Below are 16,261 nucleotides of genomic sequence, written 5' to 3' on the forward strand. Positions count from 1 at the left end.
TATGGACAGACGCACATTCAATAAATTATTCGGCCTTGCGACCATAGGTGTTTTGACGGCAGACGTGGAAATGAGCGCGGAGCAAGCCGCTATTGCAGCCGGAGAAGTGGTGCTGCAGGACAGCGAACTGCTGGTTGCGTTCGACCGCGCTTCCGGAGCCCTGACGCGGATGGTGTACAAGCCGGCGAACTGGACGCTTGAGCGCAGGCCGGCGCTTGGCGCGTCGTTCCGGCTGCTTGCGCCATTGCCCGGACGCCGCGACAATTTTGTTCTCGGCCAGAAGCAGAAAGCCGTCGAGGTCAGGAAGATTTCAGACCATGAAGTTGCACTGCGATGGGAAAACCTGGTCAGCGAACATGGCGGCGTGCTGCCGATCACGATCAAAGCAACAGTAAGCCTGATGAACGGCAAGCTGACCTTTAATGCGACCATCGAAAATCATTCTCATCTGATGGTGGAGACGATCGACTATCCGTACTTCGGCGACTTCAATCCGCCTGCCAATGATGCGCCCGTCGCAGCTCGAACGATGTGGTACGGCAATCTTGGCTCCGATGAAATCTATCCGGACTTCAGGAGTGAAAAAGGTTATTGGGGAGTTGATTTTCCCACCAAGACCTTCGGCTCGAACCGCAGCCTGTTCTGCCTGATCCAGGCTAAGCATGAAGGGCTTTATGTCGAGATGTCCGATCCGACGCTGCCTTATCACCTGGAATACACCTTTGAACAGCATCCTGGTTTGCTGTATGGCAGCACAGTTCCGAAGACCGAGGAGATCTCCGGCTTCCCGGTGCATCTGCACTTTCGGACGTGTCACTTTGTTTTTGCCCACCCCGATTCAGTGACGAAGCTGGCTCCTGTCACTATGCGTGGTTATCAGGGAGACTGGCACGCGGGCGTCGATCTATATAAGGAGTGGCGGGTCACCTGGTACAAACAACCGCATCTTCCCGACTGGGCGAAGGAAGTCCATTCCTGGACCATGCTGCGAATGAACACGCCGGAAGAAGACTATTCCATTCCTTATGCAAAGTTCGTGGAGTATGGCAAGGAATATGCCGACCATGGCGTGCGGGCAGTACAGCTTGTCGGCTGGAACCTTGGCGGGCAGGACCGCGACGATCCTTCATCGGACATTGAGCCGAAGCTGGGGACGTGGCAGGAATTCCATGACGCGATTGCCAAGGTTCAGGCAAAAGGCGTGAAGGTCATTCTGTTTGGCAAATTGAACTGGGCCGACCTGACCACCGCTGCGTATAAGAACGAGCTGTACAAACACGAGACCGTCGATCCGTTTGGCGTTCCGTACCAGCACGGCGGCTACAGCTACGTTACCCCTACACAATTGGCAGGGATCAATAATCGGCGGCGGGCAATCATGGATTTTCTCGATCCTGCTTATCGAGAGATTGCGACAAAGGAGTTCCAGAAAGTGCTGGCGCTGGGCGCCGAAGGCTGGCTATGGGACGAAGTGTGTCATCACGGACAGGCTCTATACAACTTCGCGCCGGGTCACGGATATGTTCCGCCAGGTTATGTTTATGCGGGCGATCTGCCTCTGTCCGCACAACTACGCGCTGTTGCCGATAAGGTCAGTCCTGATTTTCTCTTCTCGGGTGAAGGGCCGCAGGACTGGCTGATGCAGTATTTTCCTGTTTCTGAGACAGGCGTGGCCGGGACTCCGATCTGTCAGTATCTCGATCGCAATTGTCTCCTGCTGGCTGGAGTCAGCGGCTTCGATGATCGAGAGCAGCTGAATATGATTCTCCTGTACCGGTATGTTATCCAATACGAGCCTTTTTATTACAAGGGGCATTTGAGGGATATTCCACTCACGCTGGCTTATGGGAAAAAGATTGACGCGCTGCGAACCAAGTACAAGGCATATCTCTGGGATGGCGAGTATCGCGATACGCTCGGCGCGGATGTAACTGCCGATGGATCATTTCGCCATTCGGTTTTTGTTGCTGCAGGCGGCAAGCGCGCCGTGGTGGTTGTCAACCAGGAAACCAGCAAAGCGGTTACTGCTAAGGTGAATCTGCCGAATGCAGGCAGCCTTATTGTTGCCACACCGGAGCAGCCCGATGGAGCGCAGACAGCCGGCTCTCTGCATATCCCTGCGCGTTCGGCCGCTGTTGTGATGGAAATATGATGAGCTTTGCCTGACTCGCTGAATCCAGGAGCGCACACTTATTTCAGCACAAATGGTACATTGGCCTTTCCAGCCGGGAGATAAGTTTGAGCCCTGAAATAAAGATGACTCGCCGCACGCTCGCGAAAGCGCTCGCGGCGAGCGGAACTGCCGCGGGACTTTCGCGCTTCTTAAGCGCCGAATCTGCTGATTCGGCGCCTTTGCTTGCGCATGCCTGGAAACTGGTCCATCCTGGTGTATGGCGTGCGACCATCGGCATACCGGAACGGTTTACTCCCGTGTCGAGCCGTCTTGTTCCTCCGCAGACTGAGGCGTTCGCAAAGCTGCCTCGCGTAGATGGTGTTCCGCTGCCCGCGATTGAAGGCAAACGCACAGCGCGCGGCTGTATTGTAGAGCTGCCATTGAGGCCTGAAGAGCAAATCTTCGGTCTCGGCCTGCAATTCCACTCATTCTCGCAGCGCGGCAAGAGAAAGGTTACCCGTGTCAATGCCGACCCTAGAATGGACACGGGTGATTCACATGCTCCGGTTCCGTTTTATGTGACAACAGAAGGAATCGGCATCCTGATCGACACAGCCCGCTATGCAACTTTCTATTTTGGCGATGTGCATCCCAAACCCGGTCATGCCATAGAGTCAACGGCGAATAACCTCGATCCGAACTATACGCATACCGTTAAGGACAATGAAATAAGCCGGGTTGTCGTAGAGGTGCCGCGAACGCCAGGCGTAGATGTTTACTTGTTCGCCGGTCCTTCCATGATCGACGCGGTACGGCGCTACAACGTCTTTTCAGGCGGCGGGTATGTGCCACCAGAGTGGGGACTGGGCTTCTGGTATCGCGTGGATGCGCATGCCACCCAGGATGCTGCTCTTGCCTTCGCGCAGGAATTCCGCGAACGCAAGATTCCTTGCGATGTCATCGGCCTCGAGCCGGGATGGCAGTCTCATGCTTATTCGTGCACTTTTGCCTGGGATAAGAACCGCTTTCCCGATCCAGCTGCGTTTGTGAATACAGCTAAGGACCTGCACTATCGCGTGAACCTCTGGGAACACGCTTTTACTTTCCCGGCCTCGCCATTGTTTCCGGCGCTCCAGGCGCATTCAGGCGACTATGGAGTCTGGGGCGGTTTAGTTCCAGACTTCGCTGGAGAGCCGGCCCGCAAAGTCTTTGGCGATTTCCATGGAACGACTCTGATCGACATGGGAATCAGCAGTTTCAAACTCGATGAGTGCGACAACTCTGATTTCACCGGCGGCTGGTCATTTCCGGAATTCAGTCATTTTCCGTCTGGTGTGGATGGCGAGCAGATGCACAGTGTTTTTGGTCTGCGCTATCAGATGGCGCTCTGGGAACAATTTCGCAAACGCCGTCAGCCAACGTATGGCCTGGTACGTTCCAGCGGCGCGCTGGCCGCTCCTTATCCATTTGTTCTCTACAGCGACCTCTACGATCACAAGGAATATATCCGCGCACTGGTGAATTCGGGATTCAGCGGTCTGCTGTGGTGCCCTGAGGTCAGGGATGCTGTAAGCGAAGAAGACCTGATCCGCCGCCTGCAAAGCGTCGTGTTCTCTCCGCTGGCGATGGTCGATGGCTGGTACATCAAGAATCCTCCATGGCAGCAGCTGGATCGCAAGAAAAACAATGCCGGCCAATTACTCGATCACTGGCAGGAGCTGGAGGCGCGCTGCCGCGAGATTATCGGTTGGAGAATGCAGCTCGTACCCTATCTGACAGCGGCCTTTCAACGCTACGCGGAAGACGGCACACCGCCCTTTCGTGCCCTGGTGCTGGACGCGCCTCAGGATAAGCGTCTTTACAGTGTCGACGATCAATACATGATTGGCGACCGCATGATGGTTGCGCCTTTATTTGCCGGAGAAGCGGACCGGAAGGTTGTGCTGCCTGAAGGAAGCTGGCACAACTTCTGGACAGGAGAAGCAATCCAGGGCAACGTTGATGTATCGGTGCCTGCAACTACAGAGCAGATACCTGTTTATGTGAAGAGCGGAAGCATTATGCCGTGGGCAGATGCAGGCCAGTTTGCAGGCGCCCCTGAAACACACCGGATTCAAGTGCGGGTTTATGGCGATGGCTCTCTACCTTTCACACTGCAGAGCGCCAAAGGCGCCCTGCATCTCGAATGGAAAACCGGGAAGGGAAGTGTAGAGAGCAGCGGCTATGATGTTTATGCCTGGGAACATATAGGTTGAGGACAGTGGGCCAGGCTAATCGTTATACCCATTTGTTTTGCGAAAAACCATACCCTATGTCGTATTAAGAATTATGTAGCGGGGAAGGAAACTGCAGGTCCCTCCGCTACCCATGTCTCTTCACTGCGTTCAGGGGCATGGTCCGGTCGGGATGACAATTCGTAGCGATCACACTAAAAAATAATTCGCCCTAAGAAGGGTTGACCTTTATTTCAACTCGTACAGGCGTTGTCGAATTCTTGAAATGAATCAGCACGGTATCCTTGTCTATTTCATAATCTTTGGATTGCTGAAGAACCCCGTCAATCAGAATCTGTGACGGCTTTCCATGCATCTGAACCCGGACAACTGCGTTTGTGTCTGCAACTCCATCAGCGAGGAAGCTGAGATAACCTGCGCTTTCCTGCTCCTGCCGAACCCGGCAGGCAGCAGCAACTACTTTTGGCGGAAGATTTTTATCTGCTGTATCCAGATCGACAAGCAGGAACCGGGCCCCGGGAGAAATACTCACGCTTGTAAGCACTGGAAGGTTTTCGTCAAAGAGGTTGACAAAGTGTCCGCGAAGGACTGGAGGCTTTGCATTGGGCACAGATTCATCGAGTCCGGCTGCGATCAGGTACGGGCCTCTCCGCAGTATGAGCGCGTTCGTCTCCTTCCACGGCAGGTTGATCGCTGCCGCCGCATCCCTTGCAAATTTGCGAAGCTGTTCATCGCCATCTTTCTGGTAAGTCAGAGCTGCCGGCGATACCCGCTTCGATAAAACGACCCCACGGCCCACGCGGAACTGGCCTTCAGCATTCTCAGGAATACCAAGCAGACTGAAAAGATGCTGGCGTGGAGTTGCAAATGAGTTCGGGGCTTTGTTCCACCACTCGCGAACGGCGTTGTAAGGATCGTCATCGTTATCCACGACGACCAGTGCGCCCCCATCGCGTACCCACTTTGCCAGAGAAGTATGAAATTCCGGCGTTGGCGGCTTCTGGCCTTCATAAGTAAGGAACAACAATTTATACCGGCTCAGGAAGTCCGGAGCCGTGGCACTTTCAATTTGAACTGGTTCCACCGGCACCCCGCGCTTTACCAATGGCATGGCTAATCCATAGAAAGATCCGAAGGCCGCATCCGAAGGTTGGGGATCCGCGCGTTCAAACATCATCGTGTCAGAGACGAGGACGCCTACGTTTCGCGTGCCAGCGATCATCCAGCGGACATCGGCTTGCTTCATATCGCCAAGCGCAGTGATAACGCTTTGCAGTTCTGTTTCGTAGGCCTTAGGTATTCCAGCCATAGGCGCATCGGGAGTTTTATCAAAACCGCCCAGGCCGGTTCCGACAGGCGCCTGCTCCAATTGCTGCACCGATTTATGCGCAGGTATTGTTTTTACCGGATGCTTGCTTCCAAAGACGCGGTCCGGCCATGGCATGATTTCATAACGCCAGACTTCTGGCTGTAGAAGCGATGCTGTCAGGGTGTTCTCCCAATTCGATCGGTAGTCATCCCAGTCATGGTTTGGATCGTCCTCAATAGGATCGTTCAGATACCATATGCGGCGGCCTGATGCGCGCACCAGGTTCTGCATGGCTCCATACTCAAGGAATGCAGTCTCGAAAGTGCGCTCCTTGCGTTCACCCTGGTAATAATTAGCAGTTCGCGCCGTGCCGGTCCAGACCTGGGCGATATATCCATCTACTCCTACATTAATCAGCGATGATTCCGGACTTACAATTCTCCAGTTAGCATAGTTAATAAGTGAGTGCGTCGCTACATAGCACGGAATACTGCGTCCGTGCTCCTTTCCATACTGCTTAACAAAGTCAAATACCTGTGCCAGGGCGCGACGGTATAGAAAATACTTCAGCCTGGAAGCACGATACTGAGCGTCAGGCGAGGAATCCGGGGCTTGCCAGTCTTCGTTATAGTAGGACTTCCACTCGCGTTTGAAGTTGTCTTCCCAGCCGCTCTTTGCCCAGAACTCCGGTTCTTCCAGATATACGGCTTCTGCGCCGGCATCCAATGCCTGCTTTATGCCGACCGTAAGAAACTTCCCATAGTTTTCTCCCGGAGAAATGTAGGGAATGGATTCATTTCCTCCGTGAAGCACTCTTTTCCCGCTACTGTCTGTCTGCGCCTGGTCCCAGTGGTTCCTGCCGTCGAATTGTCCATTGAGATAGTCCTGGTATTTTCCCCATGCGACTCCTGTCATTAAATCAACCTTGTAGCCATGCTCTTTCCATGTCGCCAGATTTACTGGAAAGCGAGGGCCGATTCCGTACACCATCACAACATCTGCGTTCAAGTTCGTTCGAGGAGACCATGGTCCCCCAGTCTGGAAGGTCAGCCTCTCTTCAGCGTTCCGCAGCTGCAGTGCATTATCCAGGGATTGAGCCTGGCAGGGCCGCAGAAAAGAAATGCCGAGCAGAAATACAGCAATAGCGTTGTATGGTTTGAGCATGATTCCTATTGTGGCAGGCGCTATTCCACAGTGACGGATTTAGCCAGATTTCGCGGCTGGTCGACATCGCAGCCGCGTCGCACTGCGATGTGATAGGCCAGCAGTTGCAGTGGAATCACATCGAGCACTGACAGAAGCAGCTCAGGCGCGTGCGGCACGTAGAGAACGTGGTCGGCGACATGCGTGATCTCTTCGTCGTCTTTCACTGCAACCGCGATCACCTTGCCTGAACGCGCAGTGACTTCCTGAATATTCGACAAGGTTTTTTCATAGCGCTGGCGGGAGTCGCGATTGTCTCGGTCCTGCGTTGCCAGAACGACAACAGGAAGTTTCTCATCGATCAGCGCGTTAGGGCCGTGCTTCATCTCGCCCGCTGGATAGCCTTCAGCGTGAATATAGGAGATTTCCTTGAGCTTGAGCGCGCCCTCAAGCGCGATCGGGTAGTGAATGCCCCGTCCAAGGAAAAGAAAATCGGAAGCGGTGGAATAAGCACGGGCAAGCTGCTCGCATTCACTGTCTACCGTGCGCAGAATGTCTTCCACCTTACCCGGAAGCAGCGTCAGTTCTTCCAATAAAGCCCGGCTTTCGTCTTCCGAGATCACCTGGCGCGCCTGCGCAAGATGCACAGCAAAGAGGAAGAGCGCGACGAGCTGCGCGGTAAATGCCTTGGTGGATGCAACGCCAATCTCCGGGCCTGCGTGAGTATAAATAACGCCGTGCGCCTCGCGCGTGATCATGGCGCCGACAACATTGCAGATGGCGATGGTCTTCGATCCTTTGGCGATCATCTCGCGCTGCGCAGCGAGCGTATCTGCTGTTTCGCCGGATTGCGTAATCAGCAGGCCAAGCGCATTGGGGTCGGCAATGGGGTCACGATAGCGGTATTCGCTTGCGTAATCCACCTCAACCGGAACGCGCGCCAGGCGTTCGATCATGAACTTGCCCGCAGTAGCGGCGTGCCAACTGGTGCCGCAGGCGGCAATATTGATTCTGGAAACCTGCCGGAATTCCTCGTCCTTGATCTTCATCTCGGCGAGGAAGACTTTTCCTGTATCAAGCGAAATGCGGCCGAGAGTCGTATCACGGATGGCGCGCGGCTGCTCAAAGATTTCCTTGAGCATGAAGTGCTTGTAGCCGCCCTTTTCCGCCTGGATCGGATCCCACTGAATGCGCTGCACCGGGCGCTCGATGGCGTTGCCTTCAAAGTCTGTGAGGCGAACACCCTCCGGAGTGAGGACAGCCATGTCGCCATCGGCAAGAAAGTAGAGGTTGCGCGTGTGGTGCAGAATGCCCGGAACATCGGAAGCAACAAAATACTCGCCCTCTCCGAGCCCGATGACGGCGGGAGGGCCAAAGCGCGCGGCGACGATCTTGTTGGGCTCGTCGGCGGAAATGATGACAATGGCAAAGGCTCCGGTGAGCCGGCGCACAGCGCGGCGCACTGCTTCTTCCAGGAGCATGTTCTTGCCGGTGCGCGCTGCGGAAGCCTGTTCCTGCTCGATAAGATGAGCAATGATTTCTGTATCCGTTTCAGTTACAAATTTGTGGCCTTCGGCAATCAGCTCGTGCTTCAGCGCAAGGTAGTTTTCAACAATGCCGTTGTGGACGACAACGATGCGTCCGGTGCAGTCGCGATGCGGATGGGCGTTTTCCTCGGTCGGACGGCCATGCGTGGCCCAGCGCGTATGGCCTATGCCAAATGTTCCCTGGACGGGGCGGTCATGCAGAACTTCCTCAAGCTTGCGCAGCTTGCCGGGAGCGCGGCGCAGCTGGAGTCCGTTGCCGCTGCCGCCGACCGCGATGCCGGCAGAGTCATAACCGCGGTATTCCAGCCGGCGCAGACCTTCAATAATGACAGGAACAACTTCCTTCGAGCCGACATAGCCGACAATGCCGCACATGCTCCAGATTGTAGGGCATAAAATAAGAATTGTTCCTGAGAACTTCAGTCACCATCGGGTAACTGTGGCTTTGGGATAACGAAGTTCCCGGGCTGGTTTACTTTGCGTCTTCCAGACGGTAGGTGAACTCTTCGATCACTGGATTGGTGAGCACGTCTTTTGCGATGCGCTCAATCTCTGCCCTGGCAGCGGCGGTGTCGAGCGCGCTGTCCAGATCGAGAACAAAATATTTTCCCTGGCGTACGTCTTTTACACCTTTGTATTGCATCTTTCTGAGTGCATTCTGAATGGTCTGGCCCTGCGGGTCGAGCACCGTTTGCTTGAGCGTCACATAAACATGGGCTTTCATCAGGTCCAATTATAAAGGACTGCACGTCCAGCGATACCGCGCCTTCATGCTCCAACACACGAACAACGCGCGTGTCGGGGATCCCCGGTTCGGCGTAGTATTTCCTGCATTGCCGGCAAGTATTGGTGAGAGATTTACATCACATTGCTACACTGGAGTTGAATGGTTAACTATCTGGAACTACCGATTGGCGACAAGACGCCCGAGGTGATCAACAGCGTCATCGAGATCCCCTTCGAGGGCATTAACAAGTACGAGTACGACAAACAGCTGCATGTCTTCCGGCTCGACCGCAACCTGTATTCGCCGGTGCATTACCCGGGCGATTACGGCTTTATTCCTTCAACGCTGAGCGATGACGGCGATCCGCTGGACGTGCTCGTGCTGGTCGATGCGCCGAGCTTCCCCGGTTGTGTCATGCAGGTGCGTCCCATCGGCCTGCTGGAGATGATGGACCAGGGAGTTCTGGACGAAAAGGTTCTTGCCGTGGGCAAGAACAATCCCCGCTACAAAGATGTCTGGAACTATTCCGAAATCTATCCGCACATGCTCAAGGAGATCACGCACTTCTTCTCCATCTACAAGGACCTGGAAGGCAAGCGCGTCGAGATTCGCGGGTGGCACGATGCCGCGTATGCGCGCGACCGGGTTACGTGGTCCGCAGAGAATTTCCTGAAGAGCAAAGAGAAGAAGCTGGTTGAGGCAGGGGTGAAGCGCTAGGACTGCGCATCCAGCGATACGCATCCGCTCTTCGCGGATGCCGAGCCTCTGTCATCCCTTCGCGAAACGAAGGTCCGCCAGCCAATTCAGGGCGCATGTTGTACAGCATGCGCCTGTTCTATCTGGTCCGAAATATTCAGATTCAGTTTCCGGTCGAAGGAGATCGTGCCGGAAACACCGTTTTTGACCGCTCCCTTGGTTACCTGCGACTGATCCAGAACAAGCTGTGAGTTTTTGATCGCTCCGCTGGCGCTCCAGTGGTCGAAACGCGCCAGTTGATCCGGAGCATCGGCGAGCGCGCCCTGTGTCCAGTCCCAGTGAAATGTGCCCTGTGCCGATTGGGCAAGAGCATCCGCCGAATACCCCGACATTTCAAGATGCGCATTCAGGCTTATCGTGCCTGCAGCGCGCTCCGCATGCCAGAGACCGGAAGCCGCTGCTGCGCTTGCATGCGTCAATTGCGTGTCGAAGCTGTAGCGCGGCGTGCTGCCCGACGCATCCATGGCTCCGGAGGCATGGAGAACGCCATTCAGAACATGGCCGTCGATGGAAGTGAACTGAATCGTCCGCCCTTCAATGTGCACCTGGCTGCTGGCGTCGTGGAAAGCAAGCGAGCCAAGCGTAAATGTAGAGACGCGCACTGTTCCGATGAGCGCCGGCCACAGTGGTTTATTGCGGTCAAGGCGCGCGAGCAGTTGCTGCAGCAGCTCATTGTGCTCGCCTGCTCCCAGCAGGGCAGATTGCAGCGAGGCTGCATCCACTTCATCGGCGGCAAGCGAAAATTCACGCACACAGTTTGGCGCGACGCAGTGGAGTGGAATCGTTGCCGAAAGCGTGATGGGTATTTTCTGAAAGACAGCGGCAACGGGCTCCCATGTGACGTTTGCCGGAGAGAAGACGGCTTGGGCGGAGCTGATGGCAACCGGTCCCGAAAGAAAGCCGGCACGATATTCCGTGTCTTCGAGGTGCAGAGTCCCTTCTGTTGTAGCAGTGGATATGGGAATATCGAGACCGTTCACCTGGGGCAGCCATGGGCCGTGGACAGTCAGGTCCATATCAGCTTTGCCTTTTGCGGCGAGCGTGGAAATCACGCCGGGCAGAAGCCCAAGTCCTGCAGCAACCGGCTGCAGGCGTTCAATGGATGCGCCTCCACTGACATGAAAAGAGAAGGCTGATGGGGTAAAGCGGCCGGATACGGTGACAGGCGCCGCTCCTCCAAGATCTATCGTAGCGTTCTCCAGGCGCAGAGACTTAAGGAGCGCCGCCGAAGGCTCCTCTCTCCTCACTCGGCGCGAGGGTGGCGCAGGCTGCTCGGTGACAAGGCGCAGCGCAGGCACCAGCAGGGGATTATCTGTATTCGGAACGCGGAGAGCGAGGCGGTTGACGTTCACTTCACCGGTAAGCCGCTGTGCATAATCCAGGTCGCCCTGCATGGTCCCCGAAACCTGGGTCGCGCCGGCAAATCCATTGCGCACCAGCCGCAGGGCGGAAAGCCCAAGTGTAGCGGGCACATTCTGGATATGAAGATGAAGCGCAGGCTCCGGATGTTCGATATCCGGAATGTTTCCTGTCAGCAGCAGATGCCCGTCATTGACGGGCCAGAAGCAGGTCAGGCCGTCGACCGAGTGCGCCGGCTGGCGATAGCCACCCTGGCAGGTTGCATCTATATTGAAGGGCTCAAGGGGGGCAAACTCCTGGCGGTGCATTCCAGCGATGTGTATGCGCGTCTTGAACTGCGGTGCAAAGACGCTGCCCCTGATGTCGCCAGCTACTTCGATATTGCCGCGCCATCCTGACTCCACGCCCAGAATAAGCCGGCTGACCTGGCCCAGCGGCGCGTTCTGCCATTCCATATGCAAGTTGACGGGCATTGCGCCTATATCCGAGGCACGTTTGAGCGAGCCCTCGACACGCATCGTTCCCGTGTCAGACAGGCCAAGATCGAGGTCCGTGCGGACGGGCTGTGCTTCCATGCGAATGCGCCATTCATCCGGCTGGGCGAGCCACATGGCGAAATCGGCATTCAGGAAGGAGAAGGGCTTCTTTTCTGCTCCGATCTTGAAATTGACGCGCGCATTGTTGGCCTCAATGTATGGAAAGCGGGGAGCCTGGCCGGCATGGCGTTGCGCCGTCGGAGCATTGGGAATATGCGAAGCCTGCAGCAGGATCGTCCCGACATTCCAATGCCCGTCAGCATTGCGAACGAGATTGACGCTGGGCTGGTCGAAGCTGATGCGTCCCACTTCAAGCCGTCCGCGCCAGAGTGAAGTAAGGCGGATGGAGGCATCGACGCTCGGCGCGCGCAAAGCCGGCTCCGAGCCGAATGCCGGATCTTCTTCCACGACAAAATTACTGATTTCAAGGCCGGGACGAGGCAGCAGGCGCAGCGTGACCGATGAAAGATGAACCGGGCGGCCGAGTCCGCGGCTGATGGCGTCTGCTATCCGCCGCTGATAGCGGTTCAGATTAATCAGCGGAGGTAAAAGAAGCGCAATCACCACGAGGCCAATGGCTGCTGCGAGAATCCAGTACCTGACCAGAGGTTTGCCCGGGATGGCGCTCGTGACTTTCACTCCTAAATTGCAACATATCATCTTGCGCTTAGGTTGGCAGCAGGCTCGCCGCGCCGTCGATGCGGCCTCTGCGGGAATTCAGACCACTCAGGTCCGGAAAAAGATGTGCTAACAAATTTATTAGGAGCATGTCTCACAGTCAGCTTTCCATAGCTGTTATTCCCATGCACAAGCACAAATAAAGCCAGGACCATAGCTGGCGACGCAGTTTCTTTGCAATACCTGGAACAAGGAGAGAGGTTGTGGAAACGATTACGCAGACCGCGTATGAGACGCACGTGAATCCGCAATGGGTTCGCCTGCTGAACCTGCTGGGAATGAATGCCGAGTACGACGTTTGCCGCGGCGAAGAGCTGCACACACGCGACGGACGAGTCATTCTGGATTTCCTTTCCGGCTACTGTGTCTATAACGCAGGGCACAACCATCCGCGAATTGTAGAGGCCGTCCGCAGGGAACTCGAAGGCAGCGGTCCTTCGATGCTGCAGAGCCATATTCCGGCAAGCGCCGGAGAACTTGCGGAAAAACTCTGCTCGCGGGCAGGCGGACGGTTAAGCAAAGTCTTCTTTTGCAGCTCAGGCAGTGAGGGAGTCGAGACCGCCATCAAGTTTTCCCGCGCGGCTACGGGCAGAGAAGGCCTGCTCGCTGCCCGGAACGCCTTCCATGGACTCACATGCGGAGCTCTTTCCTTAATGGACCACCGATTCTGGTCCGAGGGCTTTGGTCCTCCGCTGCCGGGCGTGGATTTCGTAGATTTTGGCGACCTCAAGCCGATCGAGAAAGCGCTCGCCACACACAAATATGCCGCGTTCATCGTTGAGCCGATCCAGGGAGAAGCCGGCATTGTCCTGCCGCCCGACGGCTATCTGGAACAGGCGCAGGCACTGTGCAGGCGGCATGGCACGCTCTTTGTGCTGGATGAGGTGCAGACGGGCCTCTACCGCGCCGGAAAATTTCTTGCCGCGCACCACTATGAGCTCGATCCAGACATGGTGATCCTCGCCAAAGCGCTGAGCGGCGGGCTCATCCCGGTGGGCGCTGTGCTGATGACCGACAGTATCTATGACAGCGTGTACTCATCGCTGCGAAAAGCCATTGTTCACACCTCGACCTATAGCGAAAACGCGCTGGCGATGCGCGCCGGCCTGAGCACAATCGAGGTTCTTGAGGAAGAAAAACTGGGAGAGCGGGCCCTGCACTCAGGGGAAGCTTTCCGCAACCGGCTGAGGGAAGCCCTGGCCGGCTACGAGATGGTGGCTGACGTGCGCGGCCTGGGTTTCTTCAACGGAATCGTATTCGGACAGCCTCATTCCCTCAGCCTGAGGCTGTCCTATGAAGCATTCCGGCGGATACACCCGGCAATGTTCGGCCAGATGGTGGTCATGCGCCTCTATCGCGAGCACGGCATCCTGACGCAGATCTGTGGAAATCATTTCATGGTGCTCAAAGCCGCTCCGCCTCTGAATGCCAGTGAAACCAGCCTAGATCACTTCATAGCCGCCCTAACGGGCGTCATGGAAACCGTACATTCCTCCCGCCGTTTCTGGCAGGATGCCCTGCAGCTCGCGGCCCGGGCAGTAAAGATTTAAGGATTTATGTCGAACTCTGCTCTACAAAATGACAGAATCGATACATTTACGAGGAAACTTCCATGGCTCCTCGTATCTATTCTGAAAAGGCAATGAGGCCCACTCCTAATGCGAATCCTGAGCACCGCAACGGCATATCCTCAGCACTATTTCACTCAACAGCAAGTAGTAACCGCGCTCCAGGCGTACTGGGGCGGCGATCCAGAAAAAGCGCGGGTGCTCGAACGCCTGCACCTTCGTACTGGAGTAGATGGGCGGTATTTTTCGCGGAGGCTTGAAGAATACAGAGGCCTCGATACATGGGGCAAGACAAACGATGTATGGATCGAAACAGCAGAGGAGTTAGGCGAGCACGCCATTGACTGCGTTCTGAAACTGGCCGGCCTCAAGCGAGAGCAGATCAACGCTATCTTTTTCGTTTCTGTCACCGGCATCGCCAGTCCGTCCATCGATGCAAGGCTGGTAAACCGTATGGGGCTTTCAAGGAACATCAAGCGCAATCCAATCTTCGGCCTGGGCTGCGTAGCCGGCGCCGCGGGGCTGGCGCGCGCCGCTGATTATGTCCGTGCCTATCCGGATCAGGTAGCCGTGCTGCTCTCCGTCGAACTCTGTTCGCTCACATGGCAAAGAGACGACGTGTCGGTAGCCAACCTCATCTCCTCCGGATTATTCGGCGACGGCGCAGCAGCTGTGCTGGTTGCGGGAGAAAAGGTTAACCTTCCCGGGCCCAAAATCGTGGCCAGCCGTCAGGTCTTCTATCCCGAAACGCAGGATGTGATGGGCTGGAAGGTCTCCGAGAAAGGCTTCAACATCGTGCTCTCGCCGGATGTGCCGGTGGTCGTCCGCGAGAACCTCGGACGCGATGTGGACACATTTCTCGCGGAACATGGCCTGACGCGCAGCGACATCGGCTCATGGATCATGCACACGGGCGGTCCAAAGGTGCTCGAAGCAACCGCGGACGCGCTTGGCCTCACCAATGGCCAGCTCGATGTTTCCTGGGAGGCGCTGCGCCGCGTGGGGAATCTCTCCTCGGCATCAGTTTTAGTTGTACTCGATGAAGTCATGAAAAACAGGCGGCCCGCTCCGGGAACGCGCAGTATTCTGGCGGCGATGGGGCCGGGCTTTTGTTCAGAAATTTTGCTTCTGGAATGGTAGTGTCTTTTGAGCAGCAGCTCCTGTGATGTTCTGGTAGTAGGCGGCGGCCCTGCAGGTCTGGCCGCCGCCATTGCCCTTAGGATGCGTGGCGCCGATGTTCTGGTCGCCGACGCGCTCCGTCCCCCAATTGATAAAGCCTGCGGCGAAGGCCTTATGCCCGATGCCCGGCGCGATCTGGCCGCACTCGGCGTAAATTGCAGCCTCCAGGATGGCGCGGTTTTTCGCGGAATCCGCTTTGCCAACTGGACTGATAGAGAGCCGGTTTCTGTTGCCGCGGAATTTTCGCGCGGCACAGGCATGGGCATTCCCAGAACTATCCTGCATACCCGCATGGTCGAAAGAGCGCAGGAAGTTGGCGTCCGTTTTCGCTGGGGAACGCATGTCGGTCTTGGCCGAAGCGTTGTTCTAAATCAGGAGAAGTGTGCATACCGCTATCTGGTGGGCGCGGATGGGCAGTCCTCCAGAATGCGGACATGGGCCGGCCTTGACCGAGGCAAAACGATAACACGCCGCTATGGTTTCCGCAGGCATTACCGTGTGGCTCCGTGGAGCCCGTATGTTGAAGTGCACCTGGTCACCATGGGGCAGGTCTATATCACGCCCGTTTCAGACGATGAGATTTGTGTCGCAGTAGTGACGCGCAACAGCACCACGCATGTGCGGCATGTGGTCGATGCTGTTCCATTTCTCCGGGAAAAGCTCTCGCATGACCTGGCCAAGGGAGACGAACGCGGAGCATTGACTACGACACGCAGCTTGAAGCAGGTCGTAAAAGAGGATGTTGCTCTTATCGGCGATGCTTCAGGATCGGTAGACGCTATCACGGGTGAAGGCCTGGCCCTGAGTTTTCGCCAGGCAGTGCTTTTGAGCGACTCCATAGCAAAGGGCAGCCTGGAGGACTATGCTGCCGGACACCGGAAAATTCTTTCCATGCCCCGGCGCATGACGCGGCTTCTGTTGTGGATGAATGCCTCTTCCACCGTGCGTAACCACGCCATGCGTGCTCTGGCGGGCTCTCCTACGCTGTTTCGCGGTCTCATCGACCTGCATCTGGAAAATGCGACTATGCTTCGTTTCTTCATGACTCACGGCGCCGATATGGTTGCCCGAATAATGTTCCCAGGCCCATGTACCTCCGAACTGTGAGGACC

General features: G+C 56.2%; 10 protein-coding genes. 6 read left to right on the top strand and 4 right to left on the bottom strand.

All coding sequences use genetic code 11. The features are described from left to right. Position 1 precedes the first annotated feature (1 nt). Positions 2 to 2,152: a DUF6259 domain-containing protein gene (locus AC5S16_RS11745; RefSeq protein WP_493930262.1), complete on the top strand. Its 2,151-nt coding sequence runs from the start codon at positions 2 to 4 to the stop codon at positions 2,150 to 2,152. A 104-nt stretch (positions 2,153 to 2,256) separates the two neighbouring features. Beyond that, positions 2,257 to 4,368: a TIM-barrel domain-containing protein gene (locus tag AC5S16_RS11750; RefSeq protein WP_493930263.1), complete on the top strand. Its 2,112-nt coding sequence runs from the start codon at positions 2,257 to 2,259 to the stop codon at positions 4,366 to 4,368. Between the two features lie 190 nt (positions 4,369 to 4,558). Here the strand turns inward: AC5S16_RS11750 and AC5S16_RS11755 are convergent, their stop codons facing one another. The 3 genes from AC5S16_RS11755 to purS all read right to left on the bottom strand — a co-directional run bounded on the left by AC5S16_RS11755 (position 4,559) and on the right by purS (position 9,070). Then, complete coding sequence (locus tag AC5S16_RS11755) at positions 4,559 to 6,820, bottom strand: hypothetical protein (protein ID WP_493930264.1); 2,262 nt, start codon at positions 6,818 to 6,820, stop codon at positions 4,559 to 4,561. A gap of 20 nt (positions 6,821 to 6,840) precedes the next feature. After that, on the bottom strand, positions 6,841 to 8,721 hold the full coding sequence (gene glmS / locus AC5S16_RS11760) for a glutamine--fructose-6-phosphate transaminase (isomerizing) (RefSeq protein WP_493930265.1): 1,881 nt from the start codon (positions 8,719 to 8,721) through the stop codon (positions 6,841 to 6,843). A gap of 97 nt (positions 8,722 to 8,818) precedes the next feature. Next, positions 8,819 to 9,070 (bottom strand): phosphoribosylformylglycinamidine synthase subunit PurS, encoded by a 252-nt coding sequence (gene purS, locus AC5S16_RS11765; RefSeq protein ID WP_493930593.1) that lies wholly within the window; start codon positions 9,068 to 9,070, stop codon positions 8,819 to 8,821. A 162-nt stretch (positions 9,071 to 9,232) separates the two neighbouring features. Between purS and AC5S16_RS11770 the strand changes: the two genes are divergently transcribed. After that, entirely contained in the window at positions 9,233 to 9,790 is a 558-nt protein-coding gene (locus AC5S16_RS11770) for an inorganic diphosphatase (RefSeq protein WP_493930266.1), read from the top strand. 86 nt (positions 9,791 to 9,876) lie between these two features. Here the strand turns inward: AC5S16_RS11770 and AC5S16_RS11775 are convergent, their stop codons facing one another. Further along, on the bottom strand, positions 9,877 to 12,363 hold the full coding sequence (locus tag AC5S16_RS11775; protein WP_493930267.1) for an AsmA family protein: 2,487 nt from the start codon (positions 12,361 to 12,363) through the stop codon (positions 9,877 to 9,879). Positions 12,364 to 12,605: 242 nt separating this feature from the next. On the opposite strand from AC5S16_RS11775, the gene AC5S16_RS11780 reads away from it, so the two are divergent. The 3 genes from AC5S16_RS11780 to AC5S16_RS11790 all read left to right on the top strand — a co-directional run bounded on the left by AC5S16_RS11780 (position 12,606) and on the right by AC5S16_RS11790 (position 16,256). Continuing rightward, positions 12,606 to 13,952, top strand: a complete 1,347-nt coding sequence (locus AC5S16_RS11780; RefSeq protein ID WP_493930268.1) for an aspartate aminotransferase family protein — start codon at positions 12,606 to 12,608, stop codon at positions 13,950 to 13,952. 108 nt (positions 13,953 to 14,060) lie between these two features. Next, entirely contained in the window at positions 14,061 to 15,110 is a 1,050-nt protein-coding gene (locus AC5S16_RS11785; protein WP_493930269.1) for a type III polyketide synthase, read from the top strand. 6 nt (positions 15,111 to 15,116) lie between these two features. Then, a complete protein-coding gene (locus AC5S16_RS11790; protein WP_493930270.1) occupies positions 15,117 to 16,256 on the top strand; it encodes an NAD(P)/FAD-dependent oxidoreductase in 1,140 nt (379 codons plus the stop codon). The last annotated feature ends 5 nt before the right edge of the window (positions 16,257 to 16,261 follow it).

Source organism: Acidobacterium sp. FHG110202_01, from assembly GCF_059115305.1.

What these genes read in the sequence shown, in the direction of transcription:
- AC5S16_RS11745 (WP_493930262.1), top strand. Translation starts at nt 2, where the DNA reads ATGGACAGACGCACATTCAATAAATTATTCGGCCTTGCGACCATAGGT.
- AC5S16_RS11750 (WP_493930263.1), top strand. Translation starts at nt 2,257, where the DNA reads ATGACTCGCCGCACGCTCGCGAAAGCGCTCGCGGCGAGCGGAACTGCC.
- AC5S16_RS11755 (WP_493930264.1), bottom strand. Translation starts at nt 6,820, where the DNA reads ATGCTCAAACCATACAACGCTATTGCTGTATTTCTGCTCGGCATTTCT.
- glmS (WP_493930265.1), bottom strand. Translation starts at nt 8,721, where the DNA reads ATGTGCGGCATTGTCGGCTATGTCGGCTCGAAGGAAGTTGTTCCTGTC.
- purS (WP_493930593.1), bottom strand. Translation starts at nt 9,070, where the DNA reads ATGAAAGCCCATGTTTATGTGACGCTCAAGCAAACGGTGCTCGACCCG.
- AC5S16_RS11770 (WP_493930266.1), top strand. Translation starts at nt 9,233, where the DNA reads ATGGTTAACTATCTGGAACTACCGATTGGCGACAAGACGCCCGAGGTG.
- AC5S16_RS11785 (WP_493930269.1), top strand. Translation starts at nt 14,061, where the DNA reads ATGCGAATCCTGAGCACCGCAACGGCATATCCTCAGCACTATTTCACT.